This window comes from Streptococcus sanguinis (assembly GCF_013343115.1).
Taxonomy (GTDB): domain Bacteria; phylum Bacillota; class Bacilli; order Lactobacillales; family Streptococcaceae; genus Streptococcus; species Streptococcus sanguinis_H.
On sequence record NZ_CP054570.1, the window covers coordinates 770784 to 795776 of the forward strand.

At 44.4% G+C, this 24993-nt stretch carries 21 protein-coding genes; 19 read left to right on the top strand and 2 right to left on the bottom strand.

The genetic code is table 11. From position 1 onward, the window contains the following. Positions 1–92 precede the first annotated feature (92 nt). The 9 genes from FOC72_RS03810 to FOC72_RS03850 all read left to right on the top strand — a co-directional run bounded on the left by FOC72_RS03810 (position 93) and on the right by FOC72_RS03850 (position 7685). Positions 93–1028 (top strand): CPBP family intramembrane glutamic endopeptidase, encoded by a 936-nt coding sequence (locus tag FOC72_RS03810; RefSeq protein ID WP_002895252.1) that lies wholly within the window; start codon positions 93–95, stop codon positions 1026–1028. 76 nt (positions 1029–1104) lie between these two features. Beyond that, a complete protein-coding gene (locus FOC72_RS03815; RefSeq protein ID WP_002895254.1) occupies positions 1105–2052 on the top strand; it encodes a CPBP family intramembrane glutamic endopeptidase in 948 nt (315 codons plus the stop codon). A gap of 160 nt (positions 2053–2212) precedes the next feature. Beyond that, entirely contained in the window at positions 2213–4201 is a 1989-nt protein-coding gene (uvrB, locus tag FOC72_RS03820) for an excinuclease ABC subunit UvrB (protein ID WP_002895256.1), read from the top strand. Positions 4202–4306: 105 nt separating this feature from the next. Further along, positions 4307–5083, top strand: coding sequence for a hypothetical protein (locus FOC72_RS03825; protein ID WP_002895257.1), 777 nt, complete (start codon positions 4307–4309; stop codon positions 5081–5083). Between the two features lie 121 nt (positions 5084–5204). Then, positions 5205–5750 carry a DUF1697 domain-containing protein gene (locus tag FOC72_RS03830; protein WP_032914150.1) on the top strand — a complete coding sequence of 182 codons (546 nt, stop codon included), beginning with the start codon at positions 5205–5207 and terminating at the stop codon, positions 5748–5750. Next, positions 5740–6276 (top strand): hypothetical protein, encoded by a 537-nt coding sequence (locus FOC72_RS03835; RefSeq protein WP_002895259.1) that lies wholly within the window; start codon positions 5740–5742, stop codon positions 6274–6276. The genes FOC72_RS03830 and FOC72_RS03835 overlap by 11 nt, the downstream gene beginning before the upstream one ends. Further along, positions 6254–6697 (top strand): hypothetical protein, encoded by a 444-nt coding sequence (locus FOC72_RS03840; RefSeq protein WP_002895260.1) that lies wholly within the window; start codon positions 6254–6256, stop codon positions 6695–6697. The genes FOC72_RS03835 and FOC72_RS03840 overlap by 23 nt, the downstream gene beginning before the upstream one ends. Positions 6698–6769: 72 nt before the next feature. Beyond that, positions 6770–7195, top strand: coding sequence for a hypothetical protein (locus FOC72_RS03845; protein ID WP_376738822.1), 426 nt, complete (start codon positions 6770–6772; stop codon positions 7193–7195). 22 nt (positions 7196–7217) lie between these two features. Next, positions 7218–7685: an 8-oxo-dGTP diphosphatase gene (locus tag FOC72_RS03850; RefSeq protein WP_002895262.1), complete on the top strand. Its 468-nt coding sequence runs from the start codon at positions 7218–7220 to the stop codon at positions 7683–7685. Positions 7686–7731: 46 nt separating this feature from the next. Here the strand turns inward: FOC72_RS03850 and FOC72_RS03855 are convergent, their stop codons facing one another. Then, the gene (locus tag FOC72_RS03855; RefSeq protein WP_002895263.1) at positions 7732–8262 is read right to left on the bottom strand and encodes a transcription repressor NadR; all 531 of its coding nucleotides are present in this window, start codon (positions 8260–8262) and stop codon (positions 7732–7734) included. Positions 8263–8282: 20 nt separating this feature from the next. Next, on the bottom strand, positions 8283–8807 hold the full coding sequence (locus FOC72_RS03860; RefSeq protein WP_002895264.1) for an ECF transporter S component: 525 nt from the start codon (positions 8805–8807) through the stop codon (positions 8283–8285). A gap of 273 nt (positions 8808–9080) precedes the next feature. Between FOC72_RS03860 and FOC72_RS03865 the strand changes: the two genes are divergently transcribed. From FOC72_RS03865 to FOC72_RS03910, 10 genes are all read left to right on the top strand, one after another. Further along, complete coding sequence (locus tag FOC72_RS03865; protein ID WP_002895265.1) at positions 9081–9419, top strand: zinc ribbon domain-containing protein YjdM; 339 nt, start codon at positions 9081–9083, stop codon at positions 9417–9419. Positions 9420–9426: 7 nt separating this feature from the next. After that, a complete protein-coding gene (locus tag FOC72_RS03870; protein ID WP_002895266.1) occupies positions 9427–10059 on the top strand; it encodes a Pr6Pr family membrane protein in 633 nt (210 codons plus the stop codon). Between the two features lie 136 nt (positions 10060–10195). Beyond that, the gene (locus FOC72_RS03875) at positions 10196–12742 is read left to right on the top strand and encodes a pneumococcal-type histidine triad protein (protein ID WP_002895268.1); all 2547 of its coding nucleotides are present in this window, start codon (positions 10196–10198) and stop codon (positions 12740–12742) included. A 231-nt stretch (positions 12743–12973) separates the two neighbouring features. After that, positions 12974–13492 (top strand): bifunctional pyr operon transcriptional regulator/uracil phosphoribosyltransferase PyrR, encoded by a 519-nt coding sequence (pyrR, locus tag FOC72_RS03880; protein ID WP_002895270.1) that lies wholly within the window; start codon positions 12974–12976, stop codon positions 13490–13492. Between the two features lie 8 nt (positions 13493–13500). Then, entirely contained in the window at positions 13501–14793 is a 1293-nt protein-coding gene (locus FOC72_RS03885; protein ID WP_002895273.1) for a uracil-xanthine permease family protein, read from the top strand. A 97-nt stretch (positions 14794–14890) separates the two neighbouring features. Next, positions 14891–15808, top strand: a complete 918-nt coding sequence (locus FOC72_RS03890) for an aspartate carbamoyltransferase catalytic subunit (protein WP_002895276.1) — start codon at positions 14891–14893, stop codon at positions 15806–15808. Between the two features lie 114 nt (positions 15809–15922). After that, on the top strand, positions 15923–16999 hold the full coding sequence (locus tag FOC72_RS03895; protein ID WP_032914151.1) for a carbamoyl phosphate synthase small subunit: 1077 nt from the start codon (positions 15923–15925) through the stop codon (positions 16997–16999). Positions 17000–17022: 23 nt separating this feature from the next. Further along, positions 17023–20202 (top strand): carbamoyl-phosphate synthase large subunit, encoded by a 3180-nt coding sequence (gene carB, locus FOC72_RS03900; RefSeq protein WP_002895279.1) that lies wholly within the window; start codon positions 17023–17025, stop codon positions 20200–20202. Positions 20203–20484: 282 nt separating this feature from the next. Further along, on the top strand, positions 20485–21414 hold the full coding sequence (locus tag FOC72_RS03905; RefSeq protein WP_002895281.1) for a metal ABC transporter solute-binding protein, Zn/Mn family: 930 nt from the start codon (positions 20485–20487) through the stop codon (positions 21412–21414). Positions 21415–21423: 9 nt separating this feature from the next. Beyond that, entirely contained in the window at positions 21424–24975 is a 3552-nt protein-coding gene (locus FOC72_RS03910) for a pneumococcal-type histidine triad protein (protein WP_002895282.1), read from the top strand. Positions 24976–24993 lie beyond the last annotated feature (18 nt).

Sequence of the window (24993 nt, forward strand, 5' to 3'; positions counted from 1 at the left end):
TTTTTGTAAGAAGAACTGTAACTTTTCTTTGTTCTTAGAGCAAAGTCTGCTATACTGGAAATGAATGAAAGCAAGATTAGAATGAGGTTCTTATGAAAAAATCACGTATCTTGGACGGAGTCAATCAAGCTCGCTTTGTCCCTCCTTATATTTTGTCTCTTTTTCTGGCGATTGTTTTTGTGCAAGGAGGACAGCAGTTGGCTTATTTGGCTTTGGAGCCAATTTCTGCTTTCCTAAGTCTTATGCTAGGTTTCTTGGGGCAAGGCGGATTCTTTGAAATCTTCTTCAATTTTGCCCTGCCTTTTCTTTTGTTTAGCTTTGTTTTTATGATACTGGTTCTCTTTCTCTGGGTGCGCTGGGCTGAAGGACGACCGCTCGCGACTCTGGGCTTTGTTAAAAAAGGAAGCTTGGTGGAGTTAGTCAAAGGATTGACAGTAGGTTTTCTCCTCTTTAGTCTAGTCGCTCTGCTTATGCTGTTGAGCGGAGCTGTCTCTTTCGAATGGGGACAGCTGACGCTGGAACCTTTCCTCTATATCTTGATTTTGCTTCCGCTTTGGATGATTCAGGGCGGGGCAGAAGAGCTAGTGACAAGGGCTTGGCTTCTGCCAGTTTCAGTCAAAAAGACCAACTTGCCCATCGGTTTGCTGACTTCAAGCCTGCTCTTTGCCCTCTTGCACCTAGGCAATCCAGATATTGGTATTCTTTCCATTCTTAACATTGCCTTATTTGGGCTCTTTGCAAGTCTCTATCTGCTCCGGACGGACAATGTCTGGGGGATTATAGGACTTCATACTGCTTGGAACTTTACCCAAGGAAATATCTATGGTTTCAGCGTTAGTGGTACTGGCGTTGACGCGGCAGTCCTGAACTTTATTCCAAAGTCAGAATGGAGCTGGTTGACTGGTGGAGCTTTCGGCGCTGAAGCCTCTGTTTTCAGCTCGCTCATTCTCTTGTTAGCCGTGCTTTACTTGCTTTTCAAGATGAAAAAAGATGGCAGTTTGACAGGGTTAGTGGGAAAGACAGAATAACTATTCGAACGGCACTCTTTTGCTAATCCTAAAATAATATGCTATAATAAATAAAAATAAGGAAAGGGATGTGTATATGTTTAAATCTCGTATGTTGGATGCTATCAAGCAATCGCGCTATATTCCGCCGATTTGGTTAGCTATCTTGATTGCTATTGGTTTTGTTTATGGAGGAGGAATTTTAAGTTTTGTCGGAATGTTACCAATTGGTATCATTGTCGGACTCTTGTTTGGCTTTGCAGATCCGACGATTAATCGGACAGAAGCAATGGCAGCCATTAGTCACTATACGGTCTTTTTTCAGCTAGCTGGTTTCTTCTTTATCGCCCTAGCAGTTTTCCTCTGGGTTCGATATCGTGAGAAGCGTCCTTTTTCTAGTCTGGGATTTTATAAACAAGACTGGTTCAAAAATCTCCTCAAAGGCTTCCTTATTGGAGCTGTTCAGTTTTCACTGGTTGTTGTCTTGCTCTTGGTAACGGGGACAGGCAGCCTGAAATTAGGTCAGCTTAACTTGCAGTCTTTGATTTTTGTCCTAGCTATCATTCCTTTCTGGATTCTACAAGGCGGAACAGAAGAACTAGTGACGCGTGGTTGGCTCTTTCCAGCAGTTAGTGTTAAGTCAAATATCTTCATTGGTATCTTGATTTCTAGTGCTCTATTCGGGGCACTGCACCTCTTTAACCCTGGTGTGACCGTTCTTTCTATTGTCAATATCATACTAGACGGTATCTTTGCTTGTTTCCTTATGCTCAAGTATGACAATATGTGGGTACTGGCTGGCATGCACGGCGCTTGGAATTTTGTGCAAGGAAATATCTATGGCATTCAGGTCAGTGGCCAAGGAGCATCTACCTCAATCTTGAGCTATAGCTCACAATCTTCTGTGGATTTGCTATCCGGCGGAGCTTTCGGTGCTGAAGGATCTATTTTTGCCAGTATCGTCCTGATTGGCTGCATTGCCTATCTTTACTGGTCACTTAAAAAAGAAAATCGCCTGCCTCAGGCGCTGATCTTTAAGAAATAAGCATTTTGCCCAGTTTAGCTGGGCTTTTTTATGTCTTTTAAATAGGTGTATGACAAGGGACAGAAGATGGTAGAAGCGTGGCCATTCTACCTACACCCAAATTCAGAGAAAATAGGCCAAATATGGTAAAATAATAGAAGCACAATTTGAGGAATAAAAGATGATTAACAGAATAACAGATAATAAATTTGAATTGGTTTCTAAATATGAGCCTTCAGGTGACCAACCCCAGGCTATCGAGCAACTGGTGGATAATATCGAGGGAGGAGAGAAGGCTCAGATTCTCATGGGAGCGACTGGTACTGGTAAGACCTATACCATGAGTCAGGTTATCGCTCAGGTCAACAAGCCAACTCTGGTTATTGCCCATAATAAAACGCTGGCTGGCCAGCTTTATGGTGAGTTCAAGGAGTTCTTCCCCAATAACGCGGTGGAATACTTCGTTTCCTACTATGATTACTACCAGCCTGAGGCCTATGTGCCTTCCAGCGATACTTATATCGAAAAGGATAGCTCGGTCAATGACGAGATTGACAAGCTCCGTCACTCAGCGACATCAGCCCTCTTGGAGCGGAATGATGTGATTGTCGTGGCTTCGGTCTCTTGTATCTATGGTCTGGGATCGCCTAAGGAATACTCTGACAGTGTGGTAAGCCTGCGTCCTGGACTAGAGATTTCCCGTGACAAGCTGCTTAATGATCTGGTAGATATCCAGTTTGAGCGCAATGACATTGACTTTCAGCGGGGGAAATTCCGTGTTCGTGGTGATGTGGTAGAGATATTCCCAGCTTCTCGGGATGAGCATGCCTTTCGAGTAGAGTTTTTCGGAGATGAGATTGACCGGATTCGTGAGGTTGAAGCCTTGACAGGTCGAGTCTTGGGTGAGGTGGACCATTTGGCCATCTTCCCAGCTACTCACTTCGTGACCAATGAAGACCACATGGAAGTGGCGATTGCTAAGATTCAGGCGGAGTTGGAGGAGCAGCTGGCTATCTTTGAGAAGGAAGGCAAGCTTCTGGAAGCTCAGCGCTTGAAGCAACGCACAGAGTATGATATCGAAATGCTGCGCGAGATGGGCTATACAAATGGCGTTGAGAACTATTCTCGTCATATGGATGGTCGGAGCGAAGGAGAACCTCCTTATACCCTTCTTGACTTTTTCCCTGATGATTTCTTGATTATGATTGATGAGAGTCACATGACCATGGGACAGATTCGGGGCATGTACAATGGCGACCGCTCTCGTAAGGAGATGCTGGTTAATTATGGTTTCCGCCTGCCGTCTGCCTTGGACAACCGCCCGCTGCGCCGGGAAGAATTTGAAAGCCATGTTCACCAGATTGTCTATGTATCGGCTACGCCGGGCGACTATGAAAATGAACAGACGGATACTGTTATTGAGCAGATTATCCGGCCGACAGGGCTTCTGGATCCAGAAGTGGAAGTCCGTCCAACCATGGGGCAAATTGATGATCTTTTGGGCGAAATCAATGCTCGTGTCGAAAAGAATGAGCGTACCTTTATCACAACCCTGACCAAGAAGATGGCGGAAGACTTGACGGACTACTTCAAGGAAATGGGTGTCAAGGTCAAGTACATGCACTCAGACATCAAGACCTTGGAGCGGACTGAGATTATTCGAGACCTGCGCTTGGGTGTCTTTGACGTTCTGGTTGGGATTAACCTGCTGCGCGAGGGAATCGACGTTCCCGAGGTTAGTCTGGTAGCGATCCTTGATGCAGACAAGGAAGGTTTCCTCCGCAACGAACGTGGGCTTATCCAGACCATCGGAAGGGCAGCCCGCAACAGCGAAGGGCATGTAATTATGTATGCGGACACTATAACCCAGTCCATGCAGCTAGCTATTGATGAGACTGCCCGCCGTCGGGCAATCCAGATGGCTTATAATGAAGAGCATGGCATTGTACCGCAGACCATCAAGAAAGAAATCCGAGACCTGATCAGTGTGACCAAGGCTGCCCTGCCAGACAAGGAAGAAACAGTCGAAATTGAAAGTCTCAACAAGCAAGAGCGCAAGGACATGGTCAAGAAACTGGAAGGCCAGATGCAAGAAGCTGCCGGACTTCTCGACTTCGAACTGGCCGCACAGATTCGCGATATGATTCTGGAAATAAAGGCGATGGATTAGAAAATACAGTTAGTACCAAAGTTGCAAGCTAAGCTCTTAATTACTTCTCTAGTCAATGAGTCGCTATGTGAAAAAAGTTAGAGAAGTTTAAGTGGAGGAATTCAAGTGAAAAAGGATCTAATTAAACTAATACTTATTTTCTTTATTTCAATTTTTGTGATAGGCATGATACCGATAGTTCAATTTATTTGGGCATTTATGCCGACAAAACTTGTTACGAAAGAGGAAAAGCAGCATATTGAATATGTTGTGAACACAGCTTTTGAAGATAATTTAGGATTGAAGGTTAAGAAAATAGAGATTCCAACTTGGGTTAGTCATGTTACTTATCAATATTATGTAAAAGTTCAATTGACAGAAGAGGCGGACAAAATTTTAACAGATAAGTTAGAAGAAAGAACTTATTCCTATTACTCTAATAGCGATGATGAACCATCTTCGATACTAACAAATCTTATCTTTTCTTATGTCTTAGATACAAATTCTCATCCTATGTTGAATACCTTATATTTTGATAAAGAGTCTGTTCTAAAGCCAGTGAAATTTAAGGAGCTGAGAACAGATTTAGATTACGATGTAACTGATGACCAAAAAGGGTTTTATCGTGATTTGGTTCAAATTAAAAAAGAACTAAAGTATAATCCCAAGACAGGGAAGTATGAAGCATCGGCAGAAGAAATAAAGGATTTGAGAAAAGATTTCATTCGTTTATCGGAAAATTACGAGGTTCTGTTGTTTTTCGATCTATATCTGGAAGGAGATATTCCTGAAGGTGCGAGTTTAAGTGACTATATTGATTTTACTAGCTTACCCAAAAATGTTTATGTAGTTGTTTGGGGAGAAAAAGGGAAATTAGATAGCAATGGTTTTCAGGCAGAATGATTTAGATGGCGATACTACATTTTGAATTGAATTAAGAACAATATAAAAATGATTTATTACTTAAAAATTGATAATTCGTATAAAGTTTGAATATCTATTTAGAAATAAACAAGGAGCACACATGCGTTATGCACTTTTACTCCGCGGCATCAATGTCGGCGGGAAAAACAAGGTCGTTATGACTGATTTGAAGAAGGATTTAGCTGGGTTGGGTTTTGAAAATCCGGTTTCCTACATCAACAGCGGCAATCTTTTCTTTGATAGCGAGGAGCAGGAGGAGAGGATTCGGGAGATATTGTCGGCTTATTTCAGTCGGTCTTACGATTTCCCTCTGCCTTTTGTCCTTGTCAGCTCTGCCATGCTTGAAAAAGAAACAGCCAATCTGCCTACTTGGTGGCAGGATGAAACTGCCTTTCGGCGAGATGTTCTCTTTTATCTGCCGGAGACCGACAAGGAGAGCGTTCAAGAGCTGGCAGGCAGCTGGGCGAATGAGAAGGAGCAACTGCACTTTGGGCAGACGGCTTTCTTTTATAGCAATGCTGACCAAGCGGACTATCTCAAGTCCAACTACCATAAGAAACTGCTCAAGTCCAGTTTTTACAAGCAACTGACTATCCGAAATGGCAAGACCTTCCAGAAGATTGTGGAGTTGGTGAATGAAAAGTAAAACCAAAAAGAAAACTAAAAACAAAAGAAAAGTAAAAGCTCAGGGAAATAAATTTAGTATTTGGTTGGAAAAACATTGGATAGTAGAAGCTCTTTTAGGTTATATATTCTTTATAATGGTTGCGATTGGAGTGGGATTTTTAACATTTGGGAATAAGTCAATTCCGGGTCCGCTTCGAGAGTTTAAATATGTTAGCCCTTTGTATATAAATTTGGTTTTCTTGATTGCTCTTCCATATTATTCCTGGTTTGGAAGTCTAAGAGAAGAAGGCTTCAACACGTTGAAAGGTTTTTCAGAAGTTTTTCTTTATCTTAATGGTCTACTTTTTCTTTTGCATTATTTTATAGGAATAGAATTAGAAGACGGAGAGGGATTTCTGCCACCATTGTGGAACTTGAATCCTCGCTATGTTTGGTTTCCAATTGCCACCTATTTAATCTTTTTCTTCATTCCAGCGTTAACGATGTTGATTTTAAAATATAATGAAAAAAAGAGGAAAAAACATGACCAAAGAAAATCTATCTAAGTTATTTTCATTTAAAACACTCTATCTGGCCTTGCTAACCTTTGTTATTCTTCATTTGATTTTGTTAGCTTTTGGTCTATCCTTTACTCCAGTTTTGTGGAATAGCTGGTTTTTTATTCTTTGTTTGACCTTCTTTATCCATCCTTGGATAGTCTTTTTTAGGACAAGAGATTTTCAATGGTACCACCTAATTTTTCAATTATTCAGTGCACTAGTGGCACTTTATCTTTGGTTTTCGGCATTCTTTGCTTTGTCAATCATCTCGGATCCAGCAATGCCCATCAATATAGACTATCATATACAAGATAATGAAATCATCATTGTCAGAGGTTTTGTGGTCCATAGTACCTATGAACATCATGAATTGATCAATCCCTTTATCATGAAGTCAGAAGTGAAATATAACGAAGATATGTTTTAATAACTTAGAAAGTGAGCAAATCCATAGTCTGTTTTAGATCTAGTCATAATCTCGAGAAGAGGAAAAATTATTTTGAAATATTTAAATGTGTTTAGAATGGCTTATCTTGCCTTGTTATCCTTTGTCATTTTTCATCTTATTTTATTAACATTTGGTTTAGCATTTATTCCAACTTTGTGGAATATCTGGTTGCTTTGTCTTGGTTTAACCTTGTTGTTGCATTTATGGGCTCGATTTTATAAATCAAGGATAGATCAAAAGCGTCATCTTATTCTAGAGCTTCTTAGTGCTTTTGTAGTTTTTTGTATCTGGGGTGTTTCACTTTTAGCTTTTTCTTTTATAGAAGATTCACGCATTCCAATTACAGTAGATTTTAAAATAGTAGACAGCGAAGCTATCATCGTTAGAGGATCTTTGCTTCATGGTTATCGTGAATACCACGATTTAGTTAATCCTTTTATGATGAAGTCCGAAGTGAAATTTCAAGTTGAATATTAACAAATAGAAAGCGAGAGAACTCATGTCACGTGCCCAAGAAACAATTCTAACAAACATCTGCCTTGTTGAAGATGTATCGCGCGGTAAACTTCTAATGCAATATCGCTCTCCTGAGCGCTATCGTTGGTCTGGATATGCTTTTCCGGGTGGTCATATTGAAAAGGGAGAATCTCTCCATGATTCAGTTGTCCGTGAGATTTTAGAGGAAACGGGTTTGACTATTACTCATCCAAAACTGGTCGGAGTTAAGAACTGGCATACGGATGAAGGGGTTCGCTACATTGTCTTTTGTTACAAAGCGACTGAATTTTCTGGTCAGATTCATTCGACAGAAGAGGGCGAGATCTCTTGGGTAGACAAGGAAACCCTGCCTCAGCTGGACTTAGCCTACGATATGCTTGAACTTCTACGTATGATGGAAGATGAGGAATTATCCGAATATTACTATCATGAGCGTATTGAAGCCGGTTGGCGCAAGAGTATGTACTAAAAAGACTGAATAGGTTGGGGCCTAATCAGTCTTTTTTTCTTGCTATTTATTCCTGTAAAAATCCTAGGTCTCTCAAAGCGACTTCTACATAGTCCAAATCCTGCTGAGAGTCGGCTTGTACTAGGTGATAGTGGACTCCATCTGTCAGTTCAGATAAGGGGCGAAAGGCACAGGAAGCGACCTGTTGGAGAAAATGCTGGACATCTCGGCGGCAGGTCAGCTTTAGGTAAGTCTGGATTTCACCGTAAACTGGATGCTCAATCAAAATAGTCTGCACGCGGCCGCCATTATCCACGATAGCCAGCAGCTCGGCCTCCATATCCTCAGCCCTATGCTGAACCTTGAAGAGCTGATGAAAAGCTGTGCTTTCTTGGCGGTCTTTATAAAGATAGCCACGGTTGGTTGAGAGAATGGGGGCATCATCAGCCCGCAAGAGGGCAATATCTTGCACGATAATCTGCCTGGTCACATGGAAATGTTCAGCCAGTGACTGGCCATTAAGGGCAGCAGATGATGTTTTCAAAAGGTTTAATAGTTCTTCTCGTCTTTGCTTGGTCATAGCTTCATTGTAAACCAAAAGTCAGGAATCTTCAAGCTCTAGCGAATCTTTTTCAGCGCTTGATAGATGAACTTAGCAATGACAAAGTCGACCATGCTATGGATGACCGTACCAAGTCCAACCAGACCAAATAAGATATAGAAAGCATTAGCAGGATAGGCAGACGTTGTGTAAAAGAGGATGCAGACGGCCACTTCGCCAAAGGCATGAATCAAAGCCAGTAGGAAATTAAATATCCAAGTTTTCTTCTGGCTGTCCAGTGTTTCCGGGTGCTTCTGCAGATAAAAAGCACCGATGCTGCCGAAGAGCAAGTGGGACAGGGCTCTAAGCGTGATGATAAAAGGAAGCCCAGACATAAAAAATCCAATAGTGGAGCCAATCACAACAATCACCGTCATGAGAGGTGAAATAAACATAGCCAAAAAAATAGCGACATGGCTGGCTAAGGTGAAGGAAGCAGGCGGAATGACAATTTTAATCGGCATAACTAGTGGGATAACAATAGCTAGTGCAGTCAAAAAAGCGGTCAGTGTCATAAACTGATTTTTAGATTTTGGTTTCATAGTGACTCCTTTTTATCTGTATATACACTAGTATAGTACACTGTTTTTGCAGAAAGGTCAAGACCTGTAAAAATCCTAAAAGAGATTTGTCAAAATGCTTAAAATAGCTTATACTAGAAGGGTGTGAAAATAGGAGCAAACTAGATTTTTAGAATTTAGTTGACCTTCACATTGATTAGTGTTCTGCTGGATTTGAAAAATGAAAGAAGAGCTTAATCATATATAGAAGGCTGGTATGGGAATTTAGCAGCCTTGACTAGAAATGGAGAAAAAATGAACAACTTACCAAACTGTCCTAAATGTAATTCAGAGTATGTCTACGAAGATGGAACGCTCTTGGTCTGCCCAGAGTGCGCCTATGAGTGGAATCCAGCTGAAATCCAAGAAGCAGAAGAAGGACCAGTAGCAATTGATGCTAATGGCAATAAGTTGGCTGATGGCGACACAGTTACCTTGATTAAGGACCTGAAAGTTAAAGGAGCACCCAAGGATCTCAAGCAGGGAACGCGCGTGAAAAATATCCGCATCGTGGAAGGTGACCATAATATTGACTGTAAGATTGACGGCTTCGGTGCGATGAAGCTCAAGTCAGAGTTTGTTAAGAAAATTTGAGGTCTCTATGAATCGCAGTTTTATCTTAATTTATCGAATTATTCTGTTTATTCTAGCCTTTTTGGGTGTGTATCTGGAAATCACTAAGTATGGCGTGGGCATGCTCATGTACTATACGGTTTTGTCCAATCTCTTGGTCCTGCTTTTTACGGGCTATCTGGTCTATCTGATGACGAGACCTGGCGATGCTTGGAAAACGCCGAAAATCTTGCGAATCAAGGGCGGGGTGACCATGTCCATCATGATTACTTGCGTCGTTTACCACCTCTTGCTGGCTCCCATTGCGACGGATTTTTACCGTTTAGAGAATTTTCTGTGTCATTATATAGTACCCTTGGCGTTTCTTCTGGATACAGTAATCTTTGACAAGTCGCGCCAGTACCGTTGGTTTGATCCGATTTCTTGGACAAGTGTGCCCTTGGTCTACATGGCCTTTGCCCTCTTTAATGGCTTTTTCTTGAAAATAAATATTCCAAGATCTAAGGACAATCCATTTCCTTACTTTTTCCTCAATGTCTTTAAGAAAGGCTGGCCTTATGTCATCCAGATGTGTCTGATTATTTTTGCGGCCTATCTGATCTTTGGTTTTGTCTTTTACGGGATAAAATCCATCTCTTTCTCAAAGAAGAAGACTTCTTAGAGGCATGTACTAGTAGATGAAAAACAGATTTTATCTGTTTTTTATTTTGGTTTCTATTTTTTCTTGCTAATATCAGATTTGTGTGATATAGTTAACTAGTTAATAATTAACCGGTTAAACAAAAAAGGAGGAAAGAATGAAACACAATCAGAAACTGTTAGGACTAGCAGGGATCATTCTAGCTTGTAATCTTTGCTTGGCTGCTTGTCAATCTCAGACATCTCAACAGGAAAGCAGTCAAGAGAAGGTGAAGACCAAGCAAGAAGTGAAGAAGAAAAGTAAGGGGGCCAAAAAAGGACAGGTTCCTGGAATTGATAAGCCGACGGATGATGGTTTTCTCTTCAAAAGCGAGTCTCAAATTAAAGCTAGAACTAGTGAAGGTTTGATTTTAGAGCATGATGGCCATACGCACTTTATTTTTTATTCTGATCTAAAGAATAGTAAATGGGCCTATCTGATACCAAAAGATGGGCAAGTGCCTGCAGGATCGCCTCAGCTGGCAAATCAAATGAGCACTGCTGATGATGGCTATGTTTTTAATCCTAGAGACATTGTATCAGAAGACCAATACGGCTATGTTGTGCGTCACGGGGATCATTTCCATTACATTTTGAAACAGTCTGTGGGTAATCTTGCACAAGCACCGACCTATCGTCCAACGCCGTCTAGAAATCCTAGCGGACATGTTTATCAGCCAACACCTACGCCATCTCTTCCCCAGCAGCAAGGGACAACTAAACGCCAGTTTGCTGGGATTGATTATCCTACAAGTGATGGATTCTTATTTAGAGGCACAGGGGTAACAGGCAAGTTAGCTACTGGCTTGCTGGCAGATCATAATGGTCATACTCATTTCATCCCATATGAGCAGCTGATTGCTTCACCTTGGGAGTCATTGATTCCAGCGGAACATAAGAAAGCTGCTGAAGATGCCTACTATGGCCGGCAAGGGCAAGCACAGCCTTCACCAGAACCGTCGCCAGCTCCAGCACCAGCTCCTACACCTGAGCCTGTGCCAAGTCCATCAGACGAGGAAGAAGAAATTGCCAAGAAAAAGGCCTATTTGGCTCAGCAATTAGGAATTAATGAAAGTCTGATTCAGGTGAGCGATACAGATAAAGGAAAGGTATTTATCTATCCGCATGGCGACCACAGCCATTCGACCTTGATTAGTGAGATTGATACGACCAAGCCTTTTGATCCTCATGGAAATCCACATGCTCATGACGCAGTCGGTATGGCAACCTTGAAAGCTCTAGGATTCGATGATGAAATCATTGAAGATATTTTACATGCTACGGCGGACAGCCCATTCCCATCAGATGAGACGGATACGGAAAAGATGAAAGCCTGGCTGGCAACTGTGAAGTATCTAAATATCGGCCAGCGCAAAGACCCTTTGCAGCGAAAAGGCTTGGAACTAATGCCAAATATTGAAGTTCTGGGGATTGGCTTTACTCCGATAAAGGACATCAGACCAGTGCTGCAATTAAAACATTTGAAACAGCTGTGGATGACAAAGACAGGCGTTACCAACTATGATTTCTTAAAAGAAATTCCGACCTTGGAAGGCTTGGACATTTCCCAGAATGGCATCACTGATTTATCTTTCTTGAAGGATTATCCAAACCTCAAAACAGTGGCAGCAGCGGGGAATGACCTTACCGATATTACACCTTTGGAGAAGCTGAAAAATCTGGAGTCATTGAACCTTGACTACAACAATATCTCAGATATTTCTGCTTTGACCAAGCTTCCAAAATTAAAAGCTGTAAGTTTAGAGCACAATCAACTGCAAGATGTTTCTGCTCTGAGCCAAAAAGAAGATTTAACAAGGCTTTTCTTATCCAACAATCCAAACTTAAATCTCAATACCCTCAAAGATTCCCATCTGGAAGAATTAACAGCTGACAATTCCAATGTTGAGAACTTGAACTTCCTGAAATCTAATCCAAATCTGACAACTCTAAGCCTAAATGGCAATCGCCTGACTTCTCTGGCAGGAGTTGAAGCTGCTAAGAATTTAGTAACTTTGTCCGCAAGTCAAAACAAGATTACATCTTTGGACATTCCAGCCGCTCAGTCTTCCTTGAAGAATTTAAACTTGGGTGAGAATGAGCTGAAAAACTTGGAAGGAATTAATCAGTTTAGGTCTTTAGACAATCTGGCTGTCAACAAGAATAAAATCACAACCTTAGCGCTGCAGGAACCAAATAAGACGGTGACTTATATTAATGTCAGCGACAATCACATCCCTAAAGCAGAGCTTGAATTGAATGAAAATAAAATTCCGAAATCCTTAGCACAGCATTTCCCAGGTGTTCAGGGTGGCAGCATTGACAATAATAAGCCAGCCGATGCAAAGGAAGAAAAGAAGGAAGAGCCTAAGCAAAGTGAGCCTAATAAAGCAGATGTCCAAGGGAAGCCCGCATCCGATAAGCCAGCCCCAGCTGAAGCAAGCAACCAAGGAGCTTCAAACGATAATGAGCATCCAGCTGGAACTCCTGAAGCGGACTTAAATGAGCGAACAGTGGATTCAGAAAACTCTTCTAAACCATCATCGGAAGAAGTGCCAACTGCTGAAAATCCTGAATTAAAAGATGAGCTAGCTCAAGCAGAAAACAAAGAAAATCAAAAGGATCCAAAAGATAAGGAACAAGAAGAGAAAGAAGCTAATCACTAATCCTTATCCAGTTGAGCAGAAAAAATACAATTTTTTCTTGAAATAGTTTTGAATTTGTGATATAGTATAAAAAATTAAATAATCCTTTAATTCTATCCAGAGAGATAGACAAGGAGCAAGTAAAAAGATGGGTGGAGTGTAAGCAAGTGCGTCTTGTTTTAGTTTGCCTGATTAGATTTTTCTGAAGTCTCCTTGTAATAAGGAGACTTTTTCTTGTTTGAGGAGGAAAGAATGAAAACAAAAGAAGTTGTCGATGACATCACCATGAATCGCGCGATTACGCGGATTACCTATGAAATCATCGAGCGCAACAAGGACTTAAATAAAGTGGTCTTGGCTGGGATTAAGACCCGTGGGGTTCACTTGGCTCACCGGATTCAGAAGCGGTTGGCTCAGTTGGAGAATATCGATATTCCAGTCGCTGAAGTAGACACTAAGCCTTTTCGTGATGATATCAAGGTTGAAGAAGATACGACAGTGATTCCAGTGGATATTACCGACCGTCAAGTAATTCTGATCGACGATGTCCTCTACACAGGAAGAACTATTCGAGCGGCTATTGATAATCTGGTCAGTCATGGGCGGCCTTCTCGCGTTGGTCTGGCTGTCTTGGTAGACCGTGGTCACCGCGAGCTGCCGATACGGGCAGACTATGTCGGCAAGAATATTCCGACTAGCCAAACTGAGGAGATTATTGTTGAGATGACCGAGACAGACGGTCAAGATCGAGTTTTGATTATGGGAGAGTAATAAGCTAAATGAGTCAAGATGTTAAGTATGATGTGCATGATATGCCAAAGCCAGGTTTGCTTTTAGGACTATCCTTTCAGCACTTGTTCGCCATGTTTGGGGCGACAGTCTTGGTACCGATTCTGGTGGGAATTGACCCAGCGGTAGCCCTCTTTTCCAGCGGTCTGGGAACACTTGCCCATCTGACTGTTACCAAGTACAAAATTCCAGCCTACATGGGATCCAGCTTTGCTTATATCGCAGCCATGCAGATGCTGATGAAGACAGATGGTATCGGAGCGGTTGCTCAGGGAGCCATCACTGGTGGATTGGTTTATTTCATCGTAGCCCTGATTGTCAAGTTTGCTGGTAATGCTTGGATTGACAAGGTGCTGCCGCCAGTAGTGGTAGGGCCTATCATCATGGTTATCGGTCTGAGCTTAGCTGGAACGGCTGTTAGCGATGTCATGAATAAGACTTTGACTAATGGTGAAAAGGTGTATGATTTGACCTACTTCATTATCGGTATGGTAACGCTCTTAGCAGTCATCCTCTTTAATATCTATGGTAAGAAAATTGTGGGAATCATCCCAGTCTTGCTAGGCCTGATAGTCGGCTACATCTTTAGCTTGATTCTAGGAATCGTGACTGGGCAGGAAATCGTTTCTTTTGCCAAGGTAGGAGAAGCTTCTTGGTTCCACCTTCCGCCCATGAGTCTGCCTTTCTTGGACTACGATGTGAAATTTTATCCTAGTGCGATTTTAACCATGGCGCCTATCGCCTTTGTAACCATGACAGAACACTTCGGGCATGTCATGGTACTGAATAGCTTGACAGGAAAGGACTTCTTCAAGGATCCAGGACTGGACAAGACCTTGACTGGTGATGGTCTGGCTCAGATTATTGCAGGGTTTTTCGGAGCACCGCCGGTGACTAGCTACGGAGAGAATATCGGAGTCATGGCGCTCAATAAAATCTACAGCGTCTATGTCATTGCAGGTGCAGCAGTGCTGGCTATTGTCATGAGCTTTGTGGGCAAGGTCTCAGCCTTACTCCAATCCATCCCGAGCCCTGTGCTGGGTGGTATTTCCATCGCTCTCTTTGGGGTAATTGCTTCGAGCGGTCTCAAAATTCTGATCGAAGCACAGACCAACTTTGACAATAAAAAGAACCTCTTGATTGCCAGTGTCATCTTGGTATCTGGTATCGGCGGTCTGACCTTGCAGCTGTCGGGTCTGCAAATCTCAGGAGTTGCCTTGTCAACTATTCTGGGAATTGTCCTCTATCTTGTCCTGCCTGAGCCCAAGGATTCAGCTAGGTAAAACATCATTAACTTTCGTTCAAAAATAGCTTGCTCTCAGAGCGACTTTACTTGCAGCACTCTGGAAGCCCTCATTCTTTCATAAAGGAGATTACATCATGTCATCCAATCAAATCGCTCTTAAGAACCTTGTTTCTATGGAAACTCTGTCAAATGAAGAAGTTATGGCCTTGATTAAACGCGGAATCGAATTTAAAAATGGCGCTAAAGTCCATTATGATGAGCAGCATATCGTATCTAACCTCTTCTTTGAGCCATCTACACGGACCCACAAGGCCTTTGAGGTAGCGGAGTTGAAGTTAGGCTGCGATCTTCTGGACTTTGATGTCAAGACCAGCTCGGTCAATAAAGGAGAAACCTTGTATGACACTATCCTGACTATGTCTGCTCTTGGCGTTGATGTTTGTGTCATTCGCCACCCGGAAGTGGATTATTACAAAGAGCTAGTGGAAAGCCCAACCATTACGACTTCCATCGTTAACGGTGGAGACGGTTCTGGTCAGCATCCTAGTCAAAGCTTGCTGGATCTGATGACCATTTATCAAGAGTTTGGTCGCTTTGAAGGCCTCAAGGTTGCGATTGCTGGTGACTTGGACCATTCGCGCGTGGCTAAGTCAAATATGCAGATTCTCAAGCGCTTGGGTGCAGAGCTCTACTTTGCAGGTCCGGAAGAATGGCGGAGCCAGGAGTTTGCGGACTATGGTAAGTTTGTCACTATTGATGAGGTGATTGAAGAAGTGGATGTCATGATGTTCCTGCGCGTGCAGCATGAGCGCCATGACTACGAGTCCATCTTTTCTAAAGAAAATTACCACAGACTGCATGGGCTGACTCAAGAGCGGTATGACCGCATGAAAGATACGGCGATTCTGATGCATCCAGCTCCAGTTAACCGCGATGTAGAAATTGCGGATCATTTGGTCGAAGCACCAAAATCGCGTATCGTTGAACAAATGACCAACGGCGTCTTTGTTAGAATGGCTATTATCGAAGCAGTTCTGAAAGGCCGTCAATAATCTCGGACAGTAGGCCGGGAGTGGGTGAAGCTATGTGAAGCAATCCCACTCCCTATTATTATATATCTTATGTGGATAGTCGTGGGCGGTCTGCATCTTGGACAGGAGGGAACAATGGCAAAGAGACTTTTAATATTAGAAAATGGCATGATCTTCGAAGGGGAAGCTTTTGGGGCAGATCTTTTTGTGACAGGCGAAATCGTCTTTAACACAGGCATGACAGGCTATCAGGAATCGATTACGGACCAGTCTTATAACGGCCAGATTTTGACCTTTACCTATCCCTTGGTTGGAAATTATGGCGTCAATCGGGACGATTATGAATCCATTCTGCCAACCTGCAAGGGAGTGGTGGTCTATGAGTATGCACGTCGTGCCAGCAATTGGCGCCAGCAATTGTCTTTGGATGAGTTCCTCAAAATCAAAAAGATACCAGGCATTTCGGGAATTGATACAAGGGCACTAACCAAGATTATCCGCCAGCATGGAACCATGCGGGCAACCATTGCCAATGCAGAGGATAGCATTGAGCATTTGCAAGACCAGCTGCAGGCGACAGTTCTGCCGACTGATAACATCAAGCAGGTGTCTACCAAGCAGTCTTATCCAGCTCCGGGAACGGGTCGCAGTGTGGTATTGGTTGACTTTGGTCTCAAACATTCTATCCTGCGGGAGTTAGCTAAGCGCAACTGCAGCGTGACAGTGGTGCCTTATGATACCAGAGCTGAGGAAATTCTCCAGCTCAATCCTGACGGAGTCATGCTGTCAAATGGACCGGGAAATCCGGAAGATGTGCCGGAGGCTCTGGACATGATTCGTGGTGTTCAGGGCAAAATTCCAATTTTCGGAATCTGTATGGGACATCAGCTCTTCTCCATGGCTAACGGTGCTAAGACGCATAAGATGAAGTTCGGCCACCGTGGCTTCAACCATGCGGTACGTGAGATTGCGACAGGCCGAGTTGACTTTACCAGTCAAAATCATGGCTATGCAGTCAGTCGTGAGGATTTGCCGGAATGCCTGATTGTGACTCATGAAGAAATCAATGATAAGTCTGTCGAAGGTGTGCGCCATCGGGATTATCCTGCCTTTTCTGTGCAGTTCCACCCAGATGCTGCGCCGGGACCGCATGATGCAGACTATCTCTTTGATGAGTTTATGGAAATGATGGATGCCCATCAGGCTTACTAGGAAGCAAGATTGAGAGGTGCACTATGCCAAAACGTAAAGATATTCAGAAAATTATGGTCATTGGTTCTGGTCCTATCGTTATTGGTCAGGCTGCGGAGTTTGACTATGCTGGGACTCAGGCTTGCCTGTCCTTGAAAGAAGAGGGCTACAGTGTCGTCTTGGTTAATTCTAATCCAGCGACCATTATGACGGACAAAGAAATTGCAGACCGAGTTTATATCGAGCCTATCACGCTGGAGTTTGTTGCGCGGATTTTGCGTAAAGAGCGCCCGGATGCTCTGCTGCCTACTTTGGGCGGCCAGACCGGACTCAATATGGCTATGGAACTATCCAAGTCAGGACTTTTAGAAGAGCTGGGAGTGGAACTCTTGGGAACCAAGCTATCGGCCATTGACCAAGCGGAAGACCGGGATCTCTTCAAGCAGCTGATGGAAGAGTTAGGCCAGCCCATCCCTGAGTCAGAAATTGTCAATACAGTTGATGAAGCACTGGAATTTGCGGCTGGCATCGGCTATCCAGTCATTGTCCGTCCGGCATTTACACTGGGAGGAACTGGCGGTGGTATCTGTAGCAATGAGGAAGAGCTGCAGGAAATCGCAGAAAACGGCCTCAAACTCTCTCCGGTTACCCAGTGTCTGATTGAGCGCTCCATAGCAGGCTTTAAGGAAATCGAATACGAGGTCATGCGGGATGGTGCAGACAATGCGCTGGTCGTATGTAATATGGAAAACTTTGATCCAGTCGGCATCCACACAGGTGATTCTATCGTTTTTGCACCTAGTCAGACCATCTCAGACTATGAATACCAGATGCTGCGGGACGCCAGCCTCAAGATTATCCGTGCGTTGAAGATTGAGGGGGGCTGTAATGTGCAGCTGGCTCTGGACCCGCATAGTTTCAAATACTATGTTATCGAGGTCAATCCACGGGTTTCCCGCTCATCAGCCCTTGCCTCTAAGGCGACCGGCTATCCGATTGCCAAGCTGGCGGCGAAAATTGCGGTCGGGCTTACATTAGATGAAATCATTAATCCGGTGACAGGTTCTACTTATGCTATGTTTGAGCCGGCTCTGGACTATATGGTCGCTAAGATTCCACGCTTTCCATTTGATAAGTTCGAGCAGGGTGAGCGCAGTCTGGGAACCCAGATGAAGGCGACCGGTGAAGTCATGGCTATCGGCCGCAATATCGAGGAGAGTCTGCTCAAGGCTTGCCGCTCTCTGGAAGTTGGTGTGGACCACAATGAGTTGCCTGCTCTCAGTCAAGTAAGCGATGATGAGCTGATGAGGAAGATTGTCAAGGCGCAAGACGACCGACTTTTCTACATCTCAGAGGCTATTCGCCGTGGTTACAGTCCGGATGAAATTGCTGAGCTGACCAAAATTGATGTCTTTTTCCTGGATAAGCTGCTCCATATTTACGAAATCGAGCAGGAACTGGCTTGTCATATCGGAGATAGCTATGTGCTCAAGAAAGCCAAGCAAAATGGCTTTGCGGATACTAAGATTGCTGCCTTATGGGACACAACAGCTGAGCAGGTACGTCGCATCCGGCAGGATCAGAAGATTGTGCCGGTTTACAAGATGGTAGATACTTGTGCTGCTGAGTTCGAGTCTGCGACGCCTTATTTCTACTCTACCTATGGCTTTGAAAATGAATCTGTCAAATCCAGCAAGGAATCAGTTCTGGTGCTGGGTTCTGGTCCTATCCGAATTGGGCAGGGAGTGGAGTTTGACTATGCGACTGTTCATTCGGTAAAGGCCATTCAGGCAGCTGGTTATGAAGCAATTATCATGAACAGCAATCCGGAGACTGTATCGACTGACTTTTCTGTCTCTGACAAGCTCTACTTTGAGCCGCTGACTTTTGAGGATGTTATGAATGTCATTGAGCTGGAGCAGCCTAAAGGTGTTATTGTTCAGTTTGGCGGACAGACAGCCATTAATCTGGCAGAGCCTCTGTCCAAGGCTGGTGTGAAGATTTTAGGTACCCAAGTAGCGGACTTGGATCGAGCTGAGGATCGGGATCTCTTTGAGCAAGCTCTGAAGGAGCTGGATATTCCGCAGCCGCCAGGCCAGACGGCTACTAATGAAGAGGAAGCAGTAGAAGCAGCTCGTAAGATTGGCTTCCCAGTCCTGGTGCGACCTTCCTATGTCTTGGGTGGCCGTGCCATGGAAATCGTAGAAAACGAAGCGGCTCTACGCTCTTATATGCGGACAGCGGTTAAGGCCAGTCCAGACCATCCGGTTTTGGTTGATTCTTATATTGTTGGTGATGAGTGCGAAGTGGATGCTATTTCTGATGGTTGTCAGGTCTTGATTCCAGGGATTATGGAGCATATCGAGCGGGCAGGGGTTCACTCAGGGGATTCCATGGCAGCCTATCCGCCGCAAACCCTATCGCAGAAAGTTAAGGATACCATTGCAGACTATACCAAGCGTTTGGCTCTGGGACTCAACTGTATTGGCATGATGAATATTCAGTTCGTCATCAAGGATGAGCAGGTCTATGTCATTGAGGTCAATCCACGGGCCAGCCGGACTGTTCCTTTCTTGTCCAAGGTGACTGATATTCCGATGGCACAAGTAGCGACTCGTTTGATTCTTGGGGAAAGCTTGGCAGAGCTGGGCTATGAAGATGGCCTTCATCCAGAAAGTTCCATGGTTCATATCAAGGCGCCAGTCTTCTCCTTTACCAAGCTGGCGAAGGTCGACAGTCTCTTGGGACCTGAAATGAAGTCTACCGGCGAAGTCATGGGCAGCGACCGAACTTTGGAAAAAGCGCTGTACAAGGCTTTTGAGGCTTCCTATCTCCATCTGCCAAACTTTGGTAATGTTGTCTTTACTATCGCAGACGATAGCAAGGAAGAAGCCCTGCAGCTGGCTCAGCGTTTTGCCAATATTGGCTATGGTATCTGGGCAACCAAGGGGACAGCCTCTTATTTTGAAAATCATGGTCTACACGTCCGTCTGGTGGAAAAAATCGGCAGTGATGATAACAAGGATATCCCAGCCTATATTCGCAAGGGCAAGGTTCAGGCTATTATCAACACGGTCGGAACCAAGCGGACAGCAGATAAGCATGGTCAAATTATCCGCAGCTCAGCTATTGAGCACGGAGTGCCCCTCTTCACCGCCTTGGATACGGCTGATGCCATGCTGAAGGTGCTGGAAAGCCGCAGTTTCACTACAGAGGCGATATAGAGCTAGATTTTTGTGTTCCAGATTGTCGTTTGCCGGTCTGAAAGTTGGAAAAGTAATCTCGCATAGCTAAGCTTGAGAAATGCATCTGTTCAAATTTATTCTATCCTTGAATAGTAATATTAAATAACCTTTCAATATATTGGAATTAAAAGCAAAGAGGAAGCGGGAAGGAATTCTACTTCCTTTTTTCTTTATTTTCTTAAAAAACTTGACAAAGAAGTTGACAAAGTGTATGATATTAACCAGTTAATAAACTGGTTAATAATAAGTTAAGGAGATATTATGAAACGCGCTTTAAAATTCTCAGCTTGCCTTAGCCTGCTGGCCCTGGCCTTGTGTCTCTGGGCTTGTCAGTCTCAAAAGGAATCCAGTCCCTCGCAAGGATTGAGGATTGTAACCAGCTTTTATCCTATCTACTCTATGGTCAAGGCTATATCGGGCGATCTGAATGATGTGCGCATGATTCAGTCTAGCAGCGGCATTCATGATTTTGAGCCTTCAGCCAATGATGTGGCAGCCATCTATGATGCAGATGTCTTTGTCTATCACTCACGGACCTTGGAGTCCTGGGCTGGCGAGCTGAATCCTAGTCTCAAGAATTCCAAGGTTCAAGTCCTTGAGGCTTCCCAGGGTATGAAGCTGGATCGGGTTGCAGGCTTGGAAGATGTCCAAGCAGGAGAGGGAGTGGATGAGAAGACGCTCTATGACCCCCATACTTGGTTGGATCCTCAGAAGGCTGCGGAGGAAGCCCAGATTATCGCCGACAGACTGTCGGAGCTGGATAGCGACCATCGGGATACTTATCAGGCCAATGCTCGAAAATTTCAAGAAGAGGCCAGAAAGCTGACAGAACGCTATCAGGAGATTTTTGATGAAGTGCCCAACAAGACCTTTGTCACCCAGCATACAGCCTTTTCTTATCTGGCCAAGCGCTTCGGTCTGACCCAGCTGGGCATTGCCGGTATTTCACCGGAGCAGGAGCCTAGTCCGCGTCAGCTGACAGAGATAGAAGACTTTGTTAAGGAGCACAAGGTGAAGACCATTTTTGTGGAGAGCAATGCTTCTTCCAAAGTGGCTCAAACCTTGGTCAAGGAGACAGGTGTACAAATCAAGGAGCTGAATCCTCTGGAAGCAGACCCAGCCAACCAACTATCTTATTTAGAAAATTTAGAAAAGAATCTAGCTGTTTTAGCTAAAGATTTGAAAGGATAAAAGACAACCATGAAAAAGAAATATTTCCTTGCTTCAGCAGCTGTATTAGCTCTCGGTCTCGGAACTTACGGGCTTATCCAATGGCAATCTCAGCCCCGACCCCAGACCAAAAATAACAAAGTAGCCTATATTGAGGACAAGACTTCGGGTGACAAGACGGATAAAAATAAAAATTTGACATCTGAGCAATTCAATGATGAGGAAGGTATTGAAGCAGAGCAAATCGTCGTGAAAATCACAGATCAGGGCTATGTCACTTCCCATGGAGACCATTATCATTACTTTGATGGAAAGGTGCCTTTTGATGCCATTATCAGCGAAGAGTTGATTATCCGAGATCCTAACTACACGCTGCAGGAAGCAGATATTGTCAATGAGGTCAAGGATGGTTATATCATCAAGGTGGAGGGGAAGTATTATCTCTACCTCAAGGATGCCAAACATACCAGCAATGTCCGCTCGGTGGATGAGATTGCGAGGCAGAAGAAGCTGCATAAGTCCAAGGAAGAAGGCGATAGCGGCAAATCTTCCACTACAAAATCAAGCAGGATTCGAGATTTCAGCCAGCCCAGCAAGTCCCTAGCTGCGGGAAAGACGGCCGCAGACCTTGCAGGAGTTTCTTACCAAGGTCAAGGGGGATATAGGACGGATGATGGTTATACGTTTAGTCCGTCTGATATCATCGAAGATACTGGCGATGCATTTATCGTGCCACATGGCGGGCATTTTCACTACATTCCTAAGAGCGACCTGTCACCAGCAGAATTGGCTGCGGCTCAGAGCTACTGGAATAGCAGGCAGGCTGGCGGAAGGGTGAATACGCCTGACTACGGCAGGACGATTGCTTCTTCCAACACATGGAATCAAAATAGTGCTGGCAATCAGGGTGGATCAGCCTCAAATCCGTCTCCAGAGCTACCAAATCATTCAAAGATTGAGCAGCCGAGTGCTGGCTTAGCGACCACTCAGCCGAGTCTATCCAATCCGCTCCAGCCGTCTCAACCATCTCAGCCATCTTTGCCAAGTCTGCTGCAGCAACTCTATGCCTTGCCTCAGTCTCAGCGCTATCATGAAGGGGACGGCGTGGTGTTTGACCCGCTGAAAATCAGCCGGCGGACAGAAAATGGGGTTGTTATACCTCACGGAGACCACCATCATTTCATTCCTTATGACAAGCTGTCAGACTTGGAAGCGAAGATTGCCCGCTTGATTCCTATTGGCTATACTTACGAGCCGCTAGGAGATCTTCTGCAAGCTTTGAAGCCTCAGCTACCGTCACAGCCTGAACACGACCATGGTTTTCGTTCGGAAGCTGTCATTGGTAAGGACGACCAAGGCTACATGGTATCGCACGGAGACCATGCTCATTACTTTTACAAGAAAGACTTGACTTCTGAACAGATTCAAGCAGCGGAGCAGGTCTTGGCCAAGCAGCAGCCAGCAAAACCTTCTGCAGCGGTCAATGACGCTGAACGCTATTCACGCGATGCCAGCGATGAGGAAAAGATTGCTTATATCTGCCAAACCTATGGCGTTCCCAAGGAAGCGGTTCGCATCTCAAATGGCTTCTTTGTCTTTAATAACCCTGACCAGGCCTACGATCCGACTCATATCCACCCCTATGCTGTCCGCAAGGAGCATGTCCGCATTCCTCTAGTAACGGGCAATGCAGAGCTGGACTTCATGAATGAGCTCTACACAACAGCCTTGCGCTCAGGTCTTTCGCCTTACAGTCTGCAGGTAGAGGATGGTCAATTTGTGATTCCTCATGGCGACCATAACCACTATATCAAGATCCAGTCCAAGGGCGCAGCAGAAGCCTTGAAAAATCGTCTGCCTCAGATTCAATCTAAGTATGAGCAGGGCGATTATGATGAGGCTGCTGTTTTGCAAAAAGTAGAAAGCCTAAAAGCGGACAGTCAGCGTCTCTATGCCGATGATCCTCTTATGCAGCGGCGGATTGAGCTGGCTTTGGGGCAGTTTGTGGAAACCATGAAGAAGCTGCCTAGCAACTCAACAGCTGGCTATCTGAGCAGTCTGGATAACTTTGATAAGCAGTTTATCCATGTGGATCAGACGGTCAAGCCAATCCAAGAGACCGAGCTAGACAAGACCTATCAAGGACTTTTGGAGAGAATGAACCGACTTGACACGGATAGCTATGGACTGAAGAAAGCTGACTTGCTACAGCGTCTGCAAAATGCTTATGCTGGCCAGAATCAAGCTGAAATGGCAGAGCTAGGACAATTACTATCAGCTTTAGAAGATTATCATGATCGGACAGGCGTCACAGCGGTTGATTATATTCGCTATTTCTACCAAGCATTAGAGGATGGGCGCTTGACCCCTGAGCTGCGCAGAAAAGCAGCTGGGCTGACCTTGACTCTCTATAAGTCTCAAGCCTTTATAGAAGCGACCAATCTTCAGCAGCTTTTCCCTGCCCTCTATCAGACTAAGAAAGAGATTACAGCAGCCCTTGCTAGCGGCCAACCTTCTCCGTCCTATGAAAAAACCGAGCTGGATCAGGGAGAGCCAAATCAGCCAACCTACAAAGCCATGATTTATGACTTTTTGAAGGGGATTTATGATGATTTTGGCACCTCGGATGAGAGCGAGAAGAGCGCTCAAGCCCTTGTCTTTCTTGGAAAAGCTCAGGAACTGCTTGGAGAAGTAAAGGACCAAAACAGCCGGGCAGACTATGCAGCTAGAATCTTGGAATTAGGCAAGGAGTTAAAAAGCAGCAGCTCGGATAAGCAAGCTCTGCTGGCAGCAAGTCAGAAGCTTTTGGACCAGATGAGCCGAACTATTGCCGGACAAAAGGAAGAGCCAGCTAATACGGAAAATCAGGAAGTTTATCAACAGCTTTATAATCTGCTCATGTCGATCCATCAGTATTTGGAAAAGAATCAAGGTAGTGAGCAGCAATACCAGCAGCTGGACCAGCTTTTTGATAAGCTTGGACAGAGAGCTACAGACAAGAAAGAGCTGCTCAAGGAAATCCTAGCCTTCCAGCAGTCACTCGTCCATCCTGAGGGGGCAAACGAGTCCGATTCTCAGCATAGGGAAGATGATGACTATCATTTTAATCTGCAGGATATGGTCGGAGCGGATGAGCAAGGCTATCGGGTAGCCCATCTGGATCACGAGCACTATATTTACAAGAAAGACTTGTCAGAAGCCGAGCGTCAAGCAGCAGATGCCTATGCGGTGCAAAAAGGCTTCCTGAAAGCACCAGCTGAACAACCTGCTTCTGGTCAGGTAGCAAGCAGCAGTGCTCCAGAAACTGCGCAAACTGGCAATCTACCTTCTGAATCTGCCACTGGAGAAGCAGCCCAAAACCAATCTGACAAACCAGCAGAAGTTTCGACAACTGCAAATCCAGCTGGTCAATCAAGCTTAGCAGCGAGTTTCGGCATGTCAGAGGAAGCATTCAACCAGAAATTGCAGGAGCTTTCTCAGCTCTACGGTGTCAGCCCAGAGACTTTCAGCTATAATGCAGCAACCAGAAGCATCAGCTTTACAGGAGCTGATGGCCAACTGAAAACTGTTCAGATTAGTTAATACTATATTTTGATGTAA